Below are 16,624 nucleotides of genomic sequence, written 5' to 3'. Positions count from 1 at the left end.
TTCCATATCTCCTAGCTAATACTGCTGTTATTGCTGCTGTTAATGTTGTTTTACCATGGTCTACGTGTCCTATTGTTCCTATGTTTACGTGTGGTTTTGTTCTCTCAAATTTTGCCTTTGCCATTCCTCTTCCTCCTTTATTTTCTTTTCTTAAGAAAACTATACCGGGTGTTTCTTGTATGTTGAAACACTTAAGTGGAGCCCATGACCGGGCTCGAACCGGTGACCTCTTGCTTACCATGCAAGTGCTCTGCCTACTGAGCTACATGGGCATTTTACTACTTAAATAATTTTACTACTACAATTTTTCATTGTCAATACTAAAAGCCCATCGTTACATAAAACCTATAAGTCTTTTGTTTCAAGGTATCTTTCTAATTTTCTTTTTACTCTTTGCAAAGCATTATCAATTGACTTGACATGTCTGTTTAATTCAACAGCTATTTCTTGATAAGACTTGCCCTGAAGATAATATATAAGTACTTCCCATTCTAAATCGCTTAAAATTTCTCCTATTTTACTTTCAATGTTTTTTAATTCTTCTCTACTAATAATCAGTTCTTCTGGATCCATTATTTTTACACCTGATAATATATCTAAAAGAGTTCTATCTGATTCTTCATCATATATGGGTTTATTTAGTGAAATATAAGAATTTAAAGGGATATGTTTCTGTCTAGTAGCAGTTTTGATTGCTGTAATAATCTGTCTAGTTATACACAGTTCTGCAAAAGCCTTAAAAGAAGTGAGCTTGTCCTGTTTATAGTCACGAATAGCCTTATAAAGTCCAATCATTCCCTCTTGAATTATGTCTTCCTTATCTGCGCCAATTAAAAAATATGACCTAGCCTTAGCCCTAACAAAATTTTTGTATTTCTTAATCAAAAACTCTAGGGCTTCTGTATCGCCTTTTCTTGCACTTTCAACTATTTCCTCATCTTCCATATCATTGTAATCGCCACAATCGTATTCCTTATGTACGCTAAGACCCACCAGCATCGCCTCCAGAAATTGCTAAAAAACTTAAAACTCTAAAGTTTATTATATATTAACCTTAACATTAAAGTCAAGCCAGATTATATGTTTTTTCTCCATTTTTCAAGCTTTTTGAGCGTTTCACTATCAAGTCTAGAAAATATTAAATCATCAACTCGCTTCTTATTTTGTTCTGTATCCTTTTGGATTTTTCTCTTCATCTTATTTACTTCTTCTTTAAGTTCTCTTGCAGATATTCTCATACCGCCTCTACCTAAAACTATTTGTTGTTCGGTCCAATCAGATGTAGCTACCTTAACCCTTTTCATTCTTCCTATAGAATCTAATACCTTCTCTATATAATGGTCTGCTGTTTCCATCTCCTTAGTAAAAACAACCTCTATTCCATTTATTATTTCTTTTTTATTTATACTTCCTTTAACTAAATGTGCATCAAAAACTATTATAACTTTCACTCCAGCGTATTCTTGATATTCTCCCATAATTTCAATAAGTTTATCTCTTGCTGCCTCTAAACTTATTTTTTTAAGTTCTTTCAAGTCAGACCATGCATTAATAATATTGTATCCATCTATAAATAAATACTCATCATACTTTTTCTTCATATCAGCGCCCCAAACTCCTCTGTCTTAATACTTCATAAATCAAGATAGAAGCGGCAACAGATGCATTTAGAGAAGTAACATTCCCTTTCATAGGTATTTTCACTAGAAAATCGCATCTTTCTTTAACTAAACGACTTATACCCTCTCCTTCGCTACCTATTACAATCGCTAAAGGCCCTTTTAAATCTTTTTCATAATAATTAGATTCTCCATCCATATCTGCTGCACATATCCAAACGCCTTTTTCCTTTAATTTTTCCATTGTATAAACAATATTAGAAACTTTCGCTACTGGCAGATATTCTATAGCACCAGCAGAACTCTTAGCAACTACTGGAGTTAATCCAACCGATCTTCTTTTAGGTATGATAATTCCATGAACCCCAGCACATTCAGCAGTCCTCATAATAGCTCCTAAATTATGAGGATCTTTAATTCCATCTAATATTATTATAAACGGGTCTTCATTCCGACTTTCAGCATACTTTAATATATCTTCAACTGTTTTATATTCATAATCTGAAGCTATAGCTATAACACCTTGATGTGAATTTGTAACAGAAATAGAATCTAGCTTGTTTCTATCTACATATTGGATTACAATTCCTCTTTCCTTAGCTATTGCTTTTATCTTCTTTACAGAACCCTTTTCAGCACCTTTTGCAATCATTATCTTTTCAATATTCCGATCTGACTTTAATGCTTCTAATACAGGATTTCTTCCTTCTATTAAACCTTGATTTTGCAATGTTATCCACTCCTTAAACCTTTGGTATAAGATTTTTAAATTTTTCCCTTACTTCTTTCATTTTCCCACACGACATACTACCTTCCGGGCAATCGCCATATAGACAAGCAGGTCCTGAATACTTAAAAAGCGTAGGAGCAACACCTTTAACTAATTTTAGCATTTCTATTGCCAAGTTCCTAATCTCCCATTGAGCTCTGTTACAACATCTATGTCTGAAAAAGTTAAAAAGCGACCTTGCATTCATTGTAAAAACAATCTTAGTTTCACAAGCATTAGGAAATATGTAGCGTGCATCTTCAATAGCTTTTTTTTCAGCAATTTTCTTAGCTTTAGCTTCAGGATATCCTTCCTTTATTAATTTATCCAAAATATCTTCATATAAAACTTTTGTTAATTGATTATAGTATTTCTGATCATCTTCCATAGCTTTAATAAACATTTTTCTAGCAGTTTCATTATCTTTTATAGAAGGAGGTATAATATATTCAAACTGCTGAAGTTTAACATACCTTTGCGATTGCTGAGAATACGAAGCTATCCTATGTCGAACTAATTGATGTGTAAGTACTCTACTTACACCCTCTACTGCAAAAGTGAATGTTGCATGTTCTACAGGAGATTCATGTCCTAAATTCATAAGCATATCAAGAAAATTTACTACTTTATCATCATCTAAACTTTCTTCTATCTTTTCAATTCCAACAGGTGAATAACATAATTTAGCAGCAGATGCCACCAACTTTTCTGGTTCAGGGGTATATCTTAACAATTTAACCTTCAATTCAGTTGCCAATTTAATACTCCTTTCATATTTTTAGTTTTAAAGTTAAGGATAAGGTTTTAGTTTAACCTTATCCTTCATTTTCAGCATACATATTAATAATCATATCAAATATCTCATGTATCCTCTCATTATTTCCTATAAGGTATAAAAAACCCATTAATGCCTCAAATCCTGTCGCATACTTATAATCAATCAAATCAGCATTTTTAGGAGTAGAACTAGATTTAGCATTTCGTCCTCTTTTAATTATAGACCACTCTTCTTCAGTAAATTTATCTTGCAAATTATGAACAATATCAGCTTGAGCCTTAGCTTTAACATATCTAATTGCTTCTTTATGCAATTCATTTACAGAAATATTTTTTTTACTTAATAAATATGTCCTTATTAATAACTCGTAAATAGCATCTCCAATATAAGCTAATTGTAAAGGAGATAACATCTTAACCTTACTTCTATCCCATCCATTTTCTCTAAATATTATTGCATTAAAGTAATCATCTGCCATATGACTATATTCTCCTCCATTTTGTACCTTCTTTAGTATCTTCAAGTAGTATCCCTTTTTGTTTCAATTCGTCTCTTATCTTATCTGCTAGTTGATAATTTTTTTCTTTTCTTGCTTTGTTTCTCTCCTCAATAAGTTTTATAATCTCTTCATCAACTATTTCTTCTTTCTTTGAAAGTATTCCTAAAATACCACTTAACTCCATTAATGTGTCATAAACTTTTTTCACAACTTCTTTAGGACTTTCTGCATTAATATTAGTATTTGCATATCTCACTAATTCAAAAAGTGCAGAAATTGCATCCGCAGTATTTAAATCATCTTCCATGCTTGATATGAACTTTTCTTTAAATCTATCAATATCTTCAATTATCTTTTTATCACTATCTAATAATTCTTTATCTTTACTCATTTCCATCAAATGTTCTAAATTCCTCTTTCCGTTATACAATCTATCCAATCCATTTTTAGCCTGTTTTACAAGTTCTTTGCTGAAATTTATTGGACTTCTGTAATGAGCTGATAATATGAAAAACCTTAATACTTCCAAATCAAATTCTTTGCTAATTTCTCTAACTGTAAAGAAATTCATCTTTGATTTAGACATTTTTTGATCATCTACATTTACCATTGCATTATGAAGCCAATAGTTAGCAAATGGCTTTCCATTCAAACTCTCACTCTGAGCTATTTCATTCTCATGGTGTGGAAATTGCAAATCTTCGCCACCTGCATGAATATCTATTGTATCACCTAATAATTTCTTTGCCATAACAGAACATTCAATATGCCATCCTGGTCTTCCTTTACCCCATGGACTATCCCATGAAGGCTCACCTGGCTTTTCTTTTTTCCAAAGTGCAAAATCAGTAGGATTTCTCTTTTCTTGATTTACTTCTATTCTAGCTCCCGCAATAAGTTCTTCTATATTTTTCTTCGAAAGTTTACCATAATCCTTCATTTTAGTTGTATCAAAGTATACATTACCATTTACATTATAAGCATATCCTTTTTCTTCTAAACCTTTAATAAACTCAATAATGTCAGAAATGTGTTCAGTTGCTCTAGGATGGCTTGTTGTTTCCTCTTTCAATAAAAGTCCTTTGGCATCTATAAAATATTCTTTTATAAACCTATCGGCTATTTCTTTAACAGTCGTACCTTCTTCATTAGCCTTTTTTATCATCTTGTCATCAATATCTGTAAAATTCACGATATAATCAACATTGTATCCTTTATACTCAAAATATCTTCTCAATACATCAAATACTACTAACGGTCTTGCATTTCCTACATGAATATAATTATAAACTGTCGGCCCACATACATACATTGTAACTTTATCAGAATTTATTGGCTTAAATTCCTCTTTAGTCCTTGTCAAAGTATTATAAAGTTTCATTATTTTTTCCTCCTTTCAAATTGTAAATAATGTTTTCTAATTCTGTAACTCTCTTTCTCAAGCACTCCAACTCTTGTGCTATTGGGTCAGGTAACCTAACTTGATCCAAATCAATTTCTTTTTTTATATCTGAAACTTTTTTGTTGTCTTTAACTACAATTCTACCAGGTATTCCTACAACTGTACAATTTGGAGGTACTTCTTTTAATACAACAGCTCCTGCTCCAATTTTTGAATTATCTCCTACTTTAAATGGTCCTAACACCTTAGCTCCACTACTTATTACTACATTATTTCCTATAGTTGGATGTCTTTTCCCTTTTTCTTTTCCTGTACCTCCTAATGTTGCTCCTTGGTATATTGTTACATTATCGCCTATCTCTGCAGTCTCTCCAATAACTACACCCATACCGTGATCAATAAAAATCCCTTTTCCTATCTTCGCACCTGGATGTATTTCTATACCCGTTAGAAATCTACCAATATGAGATAATAGTCTCGCAATTAAGAACAATTTTCTTTTATAGAACCAATGTGCTATTCTGTATATAATTATTGCATGTAGACCAGGATAACATAAAATTACTTCTAATAAACTTTTAACTGCTGGGTCTCTTTCAAAGATGGCTTTAATGTCTTCTCTAAGAGTTCTAAACATAATCAATCAACCCCCGCTTTAGTTATTAGTCCAGATAATCGACTATTTAACAGAAGAATATAAAAAACCGCCTCTTAAATACAGAGACGGTTTATCCCGCGGTTCCACTCTGTTTGGGCTTAAGCCCCAACTCATTAAGCTATAACGGAGCAACCGATTTACCCTACTTAACGTTCGGGTAATAGTTCAGAGGTGCACTTCGATTTACCATTGACCTGAAATCCCTCTCAGCTTATAAGGATTTCTCTCTGTAGGTTTAGTAAATCTACTCTCCTCATCATCACCTATTAAAATATTTAATTTTATAATCCACTTATTAAAATAATCATAAATAACTTCAACCTTTTTGTCAATTAGATAAAAGTCTTATCCCGTGTTATCCGTACTCTATTATCTAAATTACATAATTTCCCCTTTTACATATTCTATTCTCTTTAATATATTTTGTTTACCTAAAATCAAGATTGTTTTAACTAAATCTGGTCCATGAAGCTGTCCTGTAAGTATTGCTCTAATAGGCATATATAAATTTTTACCCTTTGCTCCTGTTTTCTTTTGAAGTTTCTTAAATAAGTTTAAAGCAAATTCTTCATCTATTTCATCAATACTATTAAGTTCTTCTTCAAAAGCCTCTATTAAACCTGGAACATGTTCTCCTTTAAGTACTTCTACAACTTCTTCATTTTCAGGCTCTACTTTATCTTTAAAAAATACATAGGCTTTATCAACAATTTCACTTATATAAGATATTTTTTCCTGCAGAGCTGATACTATCATTTTAATCCATTCATATCTATTTTTTATATCATCTTCATTTATAAATCCTGCTTCAACAAGGTAAGGTATTGCAAGTTTTGTTATTCTATCTACATCACTTTTCCTTATATATTGACCATTTACCCAATTTAGTTTATCAGTATCAAAAACTCCTCCAGTTTTTGATACTCTATCAAAAGAAAATTCGTTAATAAGCTCTTCCATATTTAAAATTTCTCTATTGTCTTCTGGACTCCAACCAACTAATGCTAAATAATTTACTAAAGCTTCAGGTAGATATCCTTTTTTTCTAAAATCTCTCACTGCTACATCGCCATGTCTTTTACTCAACTTCTTCTTATTCTTATTTAATACTGTTGGAAGGTGTACGTAAACAGGCTGCTCCCAACCAAAAACTTCATACAAATAAACGTGTTTTGGAGTTGAAGAAAGCCATTCTTCTCCTCTTACTATATGAGTAATTTTCATAAGATGGTCATCTACTACAACAGCTAAATGATAAGTTGGGAATCCATCTGATTTAAGTAATACCTGATCATCTAAATCATTAGTATTTATAGTTATTTCCCCTCTAATCAAATCTTTAAACTTAATATCCTTATTTGGTGGTAATTTTAATCTTACTGTGTATTCTTCACCAGCTTCTATTCTCTTTTTAGCCTCTTCAATAGTTATATCTCTACAATGACCATCATACCTCGGAGTAAGCCCTTTAGATTTTTGTTCTTCTCTAATCTTATCAAGTCTTTCTTTAGAACAGAAACAATAATATGCATGTCCTTTTTCAATAAGCTCTTCTACATATTTTTTGTAAATATCTAACCTTTCAGATTGTATATAAGGACCATATTCACCTTTTTGTACAATTTTTCCGTTTTCTATAAAAACACCTTCATCATGTACGACTCCAGCCCATAATAAAGATTCAATTAAATTTTCAATCGCACCTTCAACATATCTAGTCCTATCTGTATCTTCTATCCTCAATATATACTTTCCACCTTGATTCTTAGCAAAAAGGTAATTATAAAGTGCAGTTCTAAAATTACCAATATGCAAATAGCCTGTAGGACTCGGTGCAAATCTAACCCTTACTTCCGTCATCCGACTACCTCCTAATATCTTTTATAATCCATAGGAAATTATATCCTTATTAAATTGCCAATAATTTTAAATATAATTTCCGTAATAGATTTTAATAAAATCTACCTTAATTTATTCAAAAATCGAAGATTTTGTTCTATCTGTATATTATATACTACATCTTCTACCCTATCAAGATTATTCTATTATTAATGTAATGTTAAGTATATTATCAAACTATATACAAAATAAAACTATAATAATTGAAAAATAAAAGCGAATAATTACAAAGCTTTAGCAAAGAAAATCCGTAGGCTTAGCATGGACGCTAAGCCAGCATCCTACAAGACAGGACGTCTTGATTAGGTGCGTTAGGATTTTTCGAAATTATGAATCTTAGTTTTCTCTAAAGATTTATTTATAAGCGTTATTTTTCAATTCATTATGAAATATAACTTTGTCAACAAGTTCATATAATATTTAATTTTGTTAAAATATCACTAAAAATCTTCCTCAAAAATTCTAATATCCTCCTTAAAAGGGATTTTATTTCCTTATTTTCCTCAGAAATTTCATTAAGTTTATCAGATATACCTTTAAGCTGCTTTTTTATTTCTTTTAAGTTAAGGTTTAATTCTGATATATTCCTCATAAGTTTAACTATTTCATCAATTTCTTCTTTTTCGAGTTTTATGTTTAGCTCATTTGAAATTTTTATAACTATTTCCCTTATTTTATCTTCTTCTTTCAAATCTTTAGCAACAACTTCTTCTTTAATCTCTTTAATGAGCTGACTAGCTTGTTTCTTTCCTATTTTCTGTCCAAGTTCTCCTGTTTTAGCTATTTCCTCATTAGCTATTTCTTTTTCTCTTTCACCTATCTTATTACCTGTTGCACTTTCAAAAGCCTTGATAATACCAGTTAATGCTGCTGTACCAGATACTTCATAAGGTGCTGCTACTTTAACTTTTGCATCTTTGATACCAGCTGTAACTAATGCATTCATATACATTTCCTTAGAAACCCAAGTTATATTGTACGTTTCAACGCTAATACCCTCATTATTACTCAGTTTCTTAACATAAGCAGATGAAATAGCTTTAGTCCCAATTAGTTTTTTATCTATATATTTACCCAAATATTTTCTTTCTTCACTATTTGTAACTTTAATTATCTTAATATTATTTTTAACATTAAATAACTCTAAAATCTCATTTTTTTGCTTCTCTGTCAAATCTTCACCTATACTGACAACAACATCAAAATTTTGAGTATGTGCAGTAGAGGTAATAAGCATAAAAAACAGAACCATTGCAATAAACCTTTTTATAATCATAAATAATCCCCTCCAGTACAGGATTTTCTAAAGTATTCTCGTTAAAAGAAAAAATACAAAGATCAATAATAGTATATGTACTACCCACCAACCAACTGATAAAAAGCTGAATCTACCAACATCAAATTTATTTCGATTATCTTTTTTGTCCATAAAATCCTCCTGATTTATTTAAATTAAACTTTAAGATTATTCTTTGCAAAAAAGATTCTCATATACAAAAAATGCGACAAAGTCGCATTTTTGTACATAAACATAATGGTATTTTTGTGATATAATGGTTTTGATTACTATTATCTGTATTAAAATGGGTGATTTGCATGAAAATTTTTAAAGCTAATATATACATAATATTAGCAAGTGTTATATTAGGAATTTTACTTGCTGTTCAACTCAAAGTTACTGATAAAATTTTCATAACAAACATTCCTTACGATAAAAAAAATCAGCAATTAACTATAGACATAAAAAAAATTCAAAAAGAAAAAGCAATACTAGAAAAAAAATTGAATGAATTAAACGATATCGCTAATCAATATGAAAAACAAAAAGCATCAGAAAATAAAGATATAAATAAACTACTTAACGAAGTAGAAACATATAAAATGTTAAGTGGTTGTAAAGATGTACATGGGCCTGGAATTATAATAGAAATTGATGATTCACATGATGACTCTAACTATTTCGATACTAACGAATTGTATACAAAAAAATTGAAATTATTATTAAATTTAATCAATAACCTTAAATCTTTAAATGCAGAAGCTATTTCTATAAATGAATTAAGGTATACAAATCGTACAGAGATTGTACTAGCAGGATTACACATTGAAATAAATGGAGTTTCTGTTAATACTCCATTAACTATAAAAGCTATTGGAAACCCCGATTTACTTAAAGAGGTTATTAATTTTACAATTTACACCTCGGAATTTGATATACAGTTAAAAAAACAACAAGACATTTTCATTCCTAGATATAAAAAAGTTTTAGATTTTAGGTATGCAAAGCCAATTGAATAATAAGTTTATTACATGATAAGGGACAGCTAAAAATTTGCTGTCCCTTAATTTGTTTAAATTTTCTTAACAAAATTCAACTGTATAAAAATTTATGCATAGATATATTGAGGCTATAAATTAAGAGGGAAGGTGATTGCGATGTTTTCATTTCTTAAAAATTTATTCAACAATACTAAATTAAAAAAAGACTTAAAACTTAATATGTATCAAATAATTGAAATTGAAAGGGATAAAATAAGATCTATTGTTTATCGATAATTTTAAGGCGGTCGTTGACCGCCTTAAAATTGTTTTATCTATAATTTTAATCCTTGTCTTTCAAATTCAGCCTTTATTCTTTCATAAACTTCATCTGATGAAATTTCTATTTTTTCACCTGTAGCTCTTAGTACAAATTCTACTATGTTTTCATTTGCCTTTCTTCCTACTGTTATTCTTATAGGTATACCAATTAAATCAGCATCATTGAACTTAACTCCTGGTCTTTCATTTCTATCATCTAATAATACTTCAATTCCTTTATCCATTAATTCCTTATATAACTTTTCTCCTAGATTTACTTGTTCTTCTTTCTTAGTGCTAACTATAGTTATTATTACATGATATGGTGCTACTGATAGAGGCCATATTATACCTCTTTCATCATGATTTTGCTCTATTATCGCAGCCATCGTTCTTGAAATACCAACACCATATGAACCCATAACAAAATATCTCTCTTTGCCGTTTTCATCTAGGAATGTAGCATTTAAACTTTTACTATACTTAGTCCCTAATTGGAATATATTACCTACTTCTATACCTCTAGCTATCTTCAATGGTTCTCCACACTTTGGACATGAATCTCCTTCTTCTACTAATAATAAGTCTTCAACTATTTGACCTTCAAAATCCCTACCGTAGTTTACATTCTTAATATGATAATCTGTTTCATTAGCTCCTACTATAAAGTTTTTCATTTGAGCTACTCTAGAATCTACTATTAGCTTGACTTTATCACTTATTCCAATAGGGCCTGCAAAGCCTACCTCAGCTCCTGTAACTTCTTTAACTATATCTTCATTTGCCATCTCTAATTCATGTTCTCTTACACCAAATAAATTACATAATTTAACTTCATTAACCTCTCTGTTTCCTGGTACTAATACTGCTACTATCTCATCTTTTATTTTATAGATTAACGTTTTTACAAATTTATCTGCTGGAACATTTAAGAACTCTACTAATTGTTCAATAGTTTTAACATCTGGAGTATGAACTTTTTCAGTTTCTAATTCAACACTTTCATCTGCATTTAAATTGTATATGCACTTAGCTTTCTCATCTGTAGCAGCATAATCACATTTTTCACAATAAGCTATTTGACTTTCTCCAACATCAGACATAGCCATAAATTCATGGGAATCACTTCCTCCCATTGCACCTGAATCGCCTTCAACTACTTTAAACTTTAGTCCACATCTAGTAAATATCTTTTCATAAGCTTTCCACATTATTTCATAAGATTTTTTCATACCTTCTTCGTCTTTATCAAAACTATAAGCATCTTTCATTAAAAACTCTCTACTTCTCATAAGACCAAATCTAGGTCTTTTTTCATCTCTGTACTTAGTTTGTATCTGATAAATGTTTAAAGGCAATTGTTTATATGACTTTACCTCATTTCTTATAAGATCTGTAAAATATTCTTCATGTGTAGGTCCTAAACAGAATTCTCTTTCATGTCTATCTTTAAGTCTAAACATTTCTGGACCAAATTCATACCAACGTCCACTTTCCTTCCATATTTCAGCTGGCTGTATAGCTGACATAAGCACTTCTTGTGCCCCTGCCGCATCCATCTCTTCTCTTACTATTTGCTCTATTTTCCTCATTACTCTGTATCCAAGAGGCAAGAAAGAATAAACCCCTGAAACTAACTTTCTTATCATGCCTGCTCTTAACAAAAGCTGATGACTTGGAATTTCTGCTTCTGAAGGTACTTCTCTAAGTGTTGGCATATACATTCTTGACATTCTCATAAACTATACCCCTTTCTTGTTATTCTTTTCTAAAATCAAAAAACCCTCACCCCTATAATTCTAGGGACGAAGGTTATCCGCGTTACCACCCTAATTGGCTAAAAATATAGCCCTCTCTTAATAGCTAACGGTATTAACCGTCTAGACCTACTAATTTCAGTCTAGAAGCTCAGGGACGGGTTCGATAAACAGCGGGTCAGAAATCTCTCAGCCAAGGATTTCCTCTCTGTAGACCTTGATTATCTACTATTTCCCCTCTTCGCTAATACTATTAATTTTGAAATTTATAATACTAAAAATCTTAATGTTTGTCAATTAGTTTCTGAAAATTACCGTTTCTTTATTAAACAGTTTTACCGTTACTGTTAACGCTACAGCTATATAGATTAGCGTCCAAATTAAAACTATACCTATATGCACTGGATTATAGATAGAAACTAACGCCTCTTTAATAATCGAAATTATATTAATTATTGGAATATGGAAATAAACTTTTGGTATTGCTCTTCCATCTAAATACATGGTCAAATAAGCCGGTATAAGCATTATAATCGTTACTGGCGTCAAATATGTCTGAGCCTCTTTAAAGTTTCTTGCATAAAAACTAACTGCCAATTCTAGACTGCTAAAAGTTAAAGTTAACCCTATACAAAATAACCCTATAATTAAAATTGTATTTATAGGAAGATTGCTTATAGTTCCAAATAAATTTAAATTCAATTTCGTCGCTATAATAAAACCTGTCAAAGATGCTAAAGTAGCTATAATTCCAGCAACAACAACTGTAAAATATTTGCCTATCAATAATGAAAGTCTGTTTATTCTAGTTGTTAAAAGAGGCTCTAGTGTCTGTCTTTCCTTTTCTCCTGCACCTAAATCAGTGGCTGCAGGTATACCACCGACTGCTGACCATATAGTAAGGAACATCGGAAGCATCATAGAAAACATAATAATACCAAATCCATCTTCTTTAGCCACTGATATAGCTTTAATATCAACAACCTTAAGTATATTATTATCTGTTCCTAACTCTTTTAATCTTTTAGATACAATAATTTGAGAATAATCATTAATTATTGATTTCAATCTAGGATACGCCATTGAAGATTTTTGACTAGATTCATCATATATTATTTCAACTGTACCAAATTCACCTTTATTTACTTTTTCATCAAAATATTTATCGATTTTTACTATAGCCTTAACCTCAAGTTTTTCCAAAGATTTTTCAGGCGCATCTGTATTTACAATATTTATCCCTTCATGTGTATTTAAATATTTTAAAAGTCCATTATCATTTTCTGAAATAACAGCTATCTCAATAGGCCTTGTCCCCTCTTCTATAATTTCAGAAGCTCCACTACCTAATGCCAAACTTAAAATAGGAAATATCAGTATTGGTATTATAATACTAGTAAATATGGTCTTTCTATCTCTAAATGTATCCTTCATTTCCTTTCTAAATACTATCCAAATATACTTAAACATTGTTATCCCCCACTAACTTAATAAAAATATCCTCTAAATCCATATTGTCATATTTTTGTGCCAATGAAGCTAATGACGATATCTCTATCATCTCACCCTTATGAATTATACCTACTGTATCACAGAGTTTTTCAACTTCTTTCATAGAATGACTTGAAAAAATAATGGTTTTCCCTTGTTGCTTTAAATCTAGTATAAACTCATGTACCATATTAACAGCTGTTACATCCAAACCAGCTGTAGGTTCATCAAAAAGCATTATATCAGGATCATGTACTATACTTCTAGCAATTGCTACTTTTTGCTTCATTCCTTTTGAAAATTTACCTACTCTTCTGTCAATATATTCTTCCATCCCAAGCTTTTTTGCTAAAAACTCAATCCTTTTTTCAATTTCTCTTTTGTTCATACCATTAAGCAATCCAAAATATTCTATATTCTCCCTGGCTGTCAATCTATCATAAAGCCCTGTTTCTCCGCCAAAAAGTATTCCTATCTGCCCTCTTGCACCTTCTGGATCATTAATAATATCATAACCATTTAATCTAGCTGTACCAGAGGTCGGTTTAAGTATTGTCGCTAATAACCTTAATGTAGTAGTTTTGCCTGCTCCATTTTCACCTAATAAACCAAAAACTTCTCCCTTATTTACATTAAAAGATATACCTTTTATAGCTTCAACCTCTTTAAATTTCTTTCCTAAGTTTAGAACTTCTATCAATTATATCCCCCCATTACTTTTTACACAAAGTACAAACAGAATGTGCTGAAATTCCTTCTTTTCTCCCCTCAAAGCCAAGTCTTTCAGTAGTTGTCGCCTTTATACTAATATCATCTACTGGTATATTAAGTATATCTGATATATTATTTCTCATTTCCTCTATATATGGAGCTATTTTAGGTTCTTGTGCAACAATAATACTGTCTATATTATTCACTTTATATCCCCTACTATATATCAATTCATTAACTTTACGTAATAATTCCATGCTTGAAATACCTTTATATTTAATATCATTATCTGGAAAATGCTTGCCTATATCTCCTAGTGCCAAAGCTCCAAGCATACTGTCCATAATAGCATGCACAAGTACATCAGCATCAGAATGACCCAATAAACCTTTATCATATTTTATCTGAACTCCACCTAAAATTAGCTTCCTTCCTTCTACTAATTTATGTACATCATAACCTATTCCAATCCTCATAATCTCCGTCCTCCTTTATCTATTAACTAAAGCTTCTGCAATTATTAAATCTTCAGGAGTTGTTATTTTAATATTGCTATAATCACCTATAACAATTTTAACTTTGTGTCCTATTCTCTCTACCAGCATACTGTCATCTGTGCCTAGGAAATTATCTAATTTAGCTTTTTCATATGCTTTTAGTATTAAATCATACCTAAATGTTTGGGGAGTCTGAATTGCCCATAATTCTTTTCTATTCGGCGTATTTACTACTTCACCATTTAAATCAACTTTCTTGATAGTATCCTTTACAGGAACTCCTGTTACACAAGCCCCATATTCAAGTGCAGATTTTATATTTTCTTCTATAATCTCTCTTTTAATAAACGGTCTTGCTCCATCATGTATTAAAACAATATCACTCTTTTTATTTACTTCCTTAAGACCATTATACACAGAATCCTGTCGTTCTCTCCCCCCTTGAATTACATTTTTGACTTTATATAATTCATATTTTTCAATAATTTCTTTTTTGCAAAAATCAATTTCATCATACCTAGTAACTACTATAATTTCATCTATATAATCACAGTTATTAAACTCTATCAAAGTACGAGCCAATACAGGAACATCTTTTATCTTTATAAACTGTTTGTTAATTTTACTGTTCATTCTCTTGCCCATACCTGCCGCTGGTACTATAACGGAAATATATTTCCCCAAATAACTCATTATGACACCTCGCTTTTAGATTCAATCATATACAGAAAATAGAAGCGTTATTCTGAATTATAATTTATTTTCCACTAACTGTCAAATATATCCCAAAAAAAATTAAACCCGACTGAAGTCGGGCCATTAAACAGCTTTATCTACCATTGATTTTGGCTTTGCAAAAATCATTCTTCCAGCTGCAGTTTGTAAAACACTTGTAACCATAACACCAATAGTCTCACCTATATGCTTTTTACCACCATCTACAACAATCATAGTTCCATCATCCAAATATGCTACTCCTTGTCCTGATTCTTTTCCATCTTTTATTACTTGAACTATCATTTCCTCTCCAGGAAGCACAACCGGTTTTACTGCATTTGCAAGCTCATTAATGTTTAACACATCGACACCTTGAAACTCTGCAACTTTATTTAAGTTAAAATCATTAGTAACTACTTTACCTTTGAGTATTTGAGCCAGTTTTAGTAATTTACTGTCAACCTCATTAATATCCTCAAAATCTTTATCATAAATTATAACTTCTATATCAATTTCTTTTTGTATTTTATTTAGAATATCAAGACCTCTTCTACCTCTATTTCTTTTAAGCCCATCTGAAGAATCTGCTATATGTCTTAATTCTTCTAAAACGAATTCTGGAATTACTAAAGGACCTTCAATAAAACCAGTTTTACATATATCAGCTATCCTACCATCAATTATTACACTAGTATCTAATATTTTAGGCTGAACTCTAGTTCCTTTAAATGCTTTGTCTTTACTACCTGCTCTTTTGAAAACACTTAAAACGTTAAAAAAATCTTCTCTCTTCTTTGTTGGAACTATTATCCCAAGATACCCAAACAATAGATATAATAGTATAGATATTACTACTCCTAAATAAGGAATACCTAAATTAAAAAAAGGTTGACTACTTAAGTAAGCAATAATCAATCCGACTATAAGTCCAATAGAACCTAATACTATATCTGTAGCTGGAACTTGTTGAAGTTCTCCTTCAACACTATTCGCAATGCTTCTTGCTGCAAAGAGAAGTTTAGGAAAAGCAATATAAAATATAATTCCAAATATCAATGATGTTGAAATATAAACATACAATTTCAAATTATCATCTATAAAATTAAGAATTCCAGCAGAGTACAACAGACTAACTATTCCATAACCTAGAAGTATACCAAAAACTGTTAGTGCTGCTCTTATAATTCTCTGAACCAAAACATATCACCTCCTATTCTTATTTATCTCCATTTATGAATATTCTATAA

At 30.7% G+C, this 16,624-nt stretch carries 18 protein-coding genes, 1 tRNA gene and 2 other annotated features; of the genes, 1 reads left to right on the top strand and 18 read right to left on the bottom strand.

The window, feature by feature from the left end; translation table 11 throughout:
* From AB4Y15_RS11095 to AB4Y15_RS11040, 12 genes are all read right to left on the bottom strand, one after another.
* Positions 1–124: GTP-binding protein (locus AB4Y15_RS11095; RefSeq protein ID WP_427340419.1), on the bottom strand; the 124-nt coding region annotated here is incomplete at its 3' end.
* A gap of 72 nt (positions 125–196) precedes the next feature.
* Positions 197–272: transfer RNA gene (locus tag AB4Y15_RS11090), tRNA-Thr, on the bottom strand.
* Between the two features lie 73 nt (positions 273–345).
* Positions 346–999, bottom strand: a complete 654-nt coding sequence (gene sigH / locus AB4Y15_RS11085; protein WP_427340417.1) for an RNA polymerase sporulation sigma factor SigH — start codon at positions 997–999, stop codon at positions 346–348.
* A gap of 77 nt (positions 1,000–1,076) precedes the next feature.
* Entirely contained in the window at positions 1,077–1,601 is a 525-nt protein-coding gene (locus AB4Y15_RS11080) for an NYN domain-containing protein (RefSeq protein WP_427340416.1), read from the bottom strand.
* A 1-nt stretch (position 1,602) separates the two neighbouring features.
* Positions 1,603–2,349, bottom strand: a complete 747-nt coding sequence (rlmB, locus tag AB4Y15_RS11075) for a 23S rRNA (guanosine(2251)-2'-O)-methyltransferase RlmB (RefSeq protein WP_427340415.1) — start codon at positions 2,347–2,349, stop codon at positions 1,603–1,605.
* Between the two features lie 13 nt (positions 2,350–2,362).
* The gene (thyX, locus tag AB4Y15_RS11070) at positions 2,363–3,133 is read right to left on the bottom strand and encodes an FAD-dependent thymidylate synthase (protein WP_427340418.1); all 771 of its coding nucleotides are present in this window, start codon (positions 3,131–3,133) and stop codon (positions 2,363–2,365) included.
* A gap of 70 nt (positions 3,134–3,203) precedes the next feature.
* Entirely contained in the window at positions 3,204–3,644 is a 441-nt protein-coding gene (locus tag AB4Y15_RS11065; RefSeq protein WP_427340414.1) for a Mini-ribonuclease 3, read from the bottom strand.
* 4 nt (positions 3,645–3,648) lie between these two features.
* Positions 3,649–5,046, bottom strand: a complete 1,398-nt coding sequence (cysS, locus tag AB4Y15_RS11060; RefSeq protein WP_427340413.1) for a cysteine--tRNA ligase — start codon at positions 5,044–5,046, stop codon at positions 3,649–3,651.
* Complete coding sequence (cysE, locus tag AB4Y15_RS11055; RefSeq protein WP_427340412.1) at positions 5,033–5,704, bottom strand: serine O-acetyltransferase; 672 nt, start codon at positions 5,702–5,704, stop codon at positions 5,033–5,035. The genes cysS and cysE overlap by 14 nt, the downstream gene beginning before the upstream one ends.
* 79 nt (positions 5,705–5,783) lie before the next feature.
* Positions 5,784–5,994, bottom strand: a binding site (T-box leader).
* A gap of 109 nt (positions 5,995–6,103) precedes the next feature.
* On the bottom strand, positions 6,104–7,585 hold the full coding sequence (gene gltX / locus AB4Y15_RS11050) for a glutamate--tRNA ligase (protein WP_427340411.1): 1,482 nt from the start codon (positions 7,583–7,585) through the stop codon (positions 6,104–6,106).
* Positions 7,586–8,033: 448 nt separating this feature from the next.
* A complete protein-coding gene (locus AB4Y15_RS11045) occupies positions 8,034–8,900 on the bottom strand; it encodes a DUF1002 domain-containing protein (protein WP_427340410.1) in 867 nt (288 codons plus the stop codon).
* A gap of 27 nt (positions 8,901–8,927) precedes the next feature.
* Entirely contained in the window at positions 8,928–9,053 is a 126-nt protein-coding gene (locus AB4Y15_RS11040; RefSeq protein WP_427340409.1) for a hypothetical protein, read from the bottom strand.
* Positions 9,054–9,220: 167 nt separating this feature from the next.
* Here AB4Y15_RS11040 and AB4Y15_RS11035 point away from each other — a divergent pair, with 167 nt between their 5' ends.
* The gene (locus AB4Y15_RS11035; RefSeq protein ID WP_427340408.1) at positions 9,221–9,922 is read left to right on the top strand and encodes a DUF881 domain-containing protein; all 702 of its coding nucleotides are present in this window, start codon (positions 9,221–9,223) and stop codon (positions 9,920–9,922) included.
* A 296-nt stretch (positions 9,923–10,218) separates the two neighbouring features.
* Here AB4Y15_RS11035 and AB4Y15_RS11030 read toward each other — a convergent pair whose 3' ends face one another.
* The 6 genes from AB4Y15_RS11030 to AB4Y15_RS11005 all read right to left on the bottom strand — a co-directional run bounded on the left by AB4Y15_RS11030 (position 10,219) and on the right by AB4Y15_RS11005 (position 16,574).
* A complete protein-coding gene (locus AB4Y15_RS11030) occupies positions 10,219–11,943 on the bottom strand; it encodes a proline--tRNA ligase (RefSeq protein WP_427340407.1) in 1,725 nt (574 codons plus the stop codon).
* 59 nt (positions 11,944–12,002) lie between these two features.
* Positions 12,003–12,212 (bottom strand) — a binding site (T-box leader).
* Between the two features lie 46 nt (positions 12,213–12,258).
* Positions 12,259–13,431, bottom strand: a complete 1,173-nt coding sequence (locus AB4Y15_RS11025) for an ABC transporter permease (RefSeq protein ID WP_427340406.1) — start codon at positions 13,429–13,431, stop codon at positions 12,259–12,261.
* Positions 13,424–14,152 (bottom strand): ABC transporter ATP-binding protein, encoded by a 729-nt coding sequence (locus AB4Y15_RS11020; protein ID WP_427340405.1) that lies wholly within the window; start codon positions 14,150–14,152, stop codon positions 13,424–13,426. Before AB4Y15_RS11020 ends, AB4Y15_RS11025 begins: the two co-directional genes overlap by 8 nt.
* Positions 14,153–14,165: 13 nt before the next feature.
* A complete protein-coding gene (gene ispF, locus AB4Y15_RS11015; RefSeq protein WP_427340404.1) occupies positions 14,166–14,639 on the bottom strand; it encodes a 2-C-methyl-D-erythritol 2,4-cyclodiphosphate synthase in 474 nt (157 codons plus the stop codon).
* 15 nt (positions 14,640–14,654) lie between these two features.
* Complete coding sequence (gene ispD, locus AB4Y15_RS11010) at positions 14,655–15,353, bottom strand: 2-C-methyl-D-erythritol 4-phosphate cytidylyltransferase (protein WP_427340403.1); 699 nt, start codon at positions 15,351–15,353, stop codon at positions 14,655–14,657.
* Positions 15,354–15,479: 126 nt separating this feature from the next.
* Positions 15,480–16,574: a PIN/TRAM domain-containing protein gene (locus tag AB4Y15_RS11005; protein WP_427340402.1), complete on the bottom strand. Its 1,095-nt coding sequence runs from the start codon at positions 16,572–16,574 to the stop codon at positions 15,480–15,482.
* Between the last annotated feature and the right edge of the window lie 50 nt (positions 16,575–16,624).

Source organism: Caloranaerobacter longqiensis (assembly GCF_050286925.1).
Lineage (GTDB): Bacteria > Bacillota > Clostridia > Tissierellales > Thermohalobacteraceae > Caloranaerobacter.
Note: the sequence above shows the minus strand (reverse complement) of the source record. Positions and strands in the feature narration are given on the sequence as shown.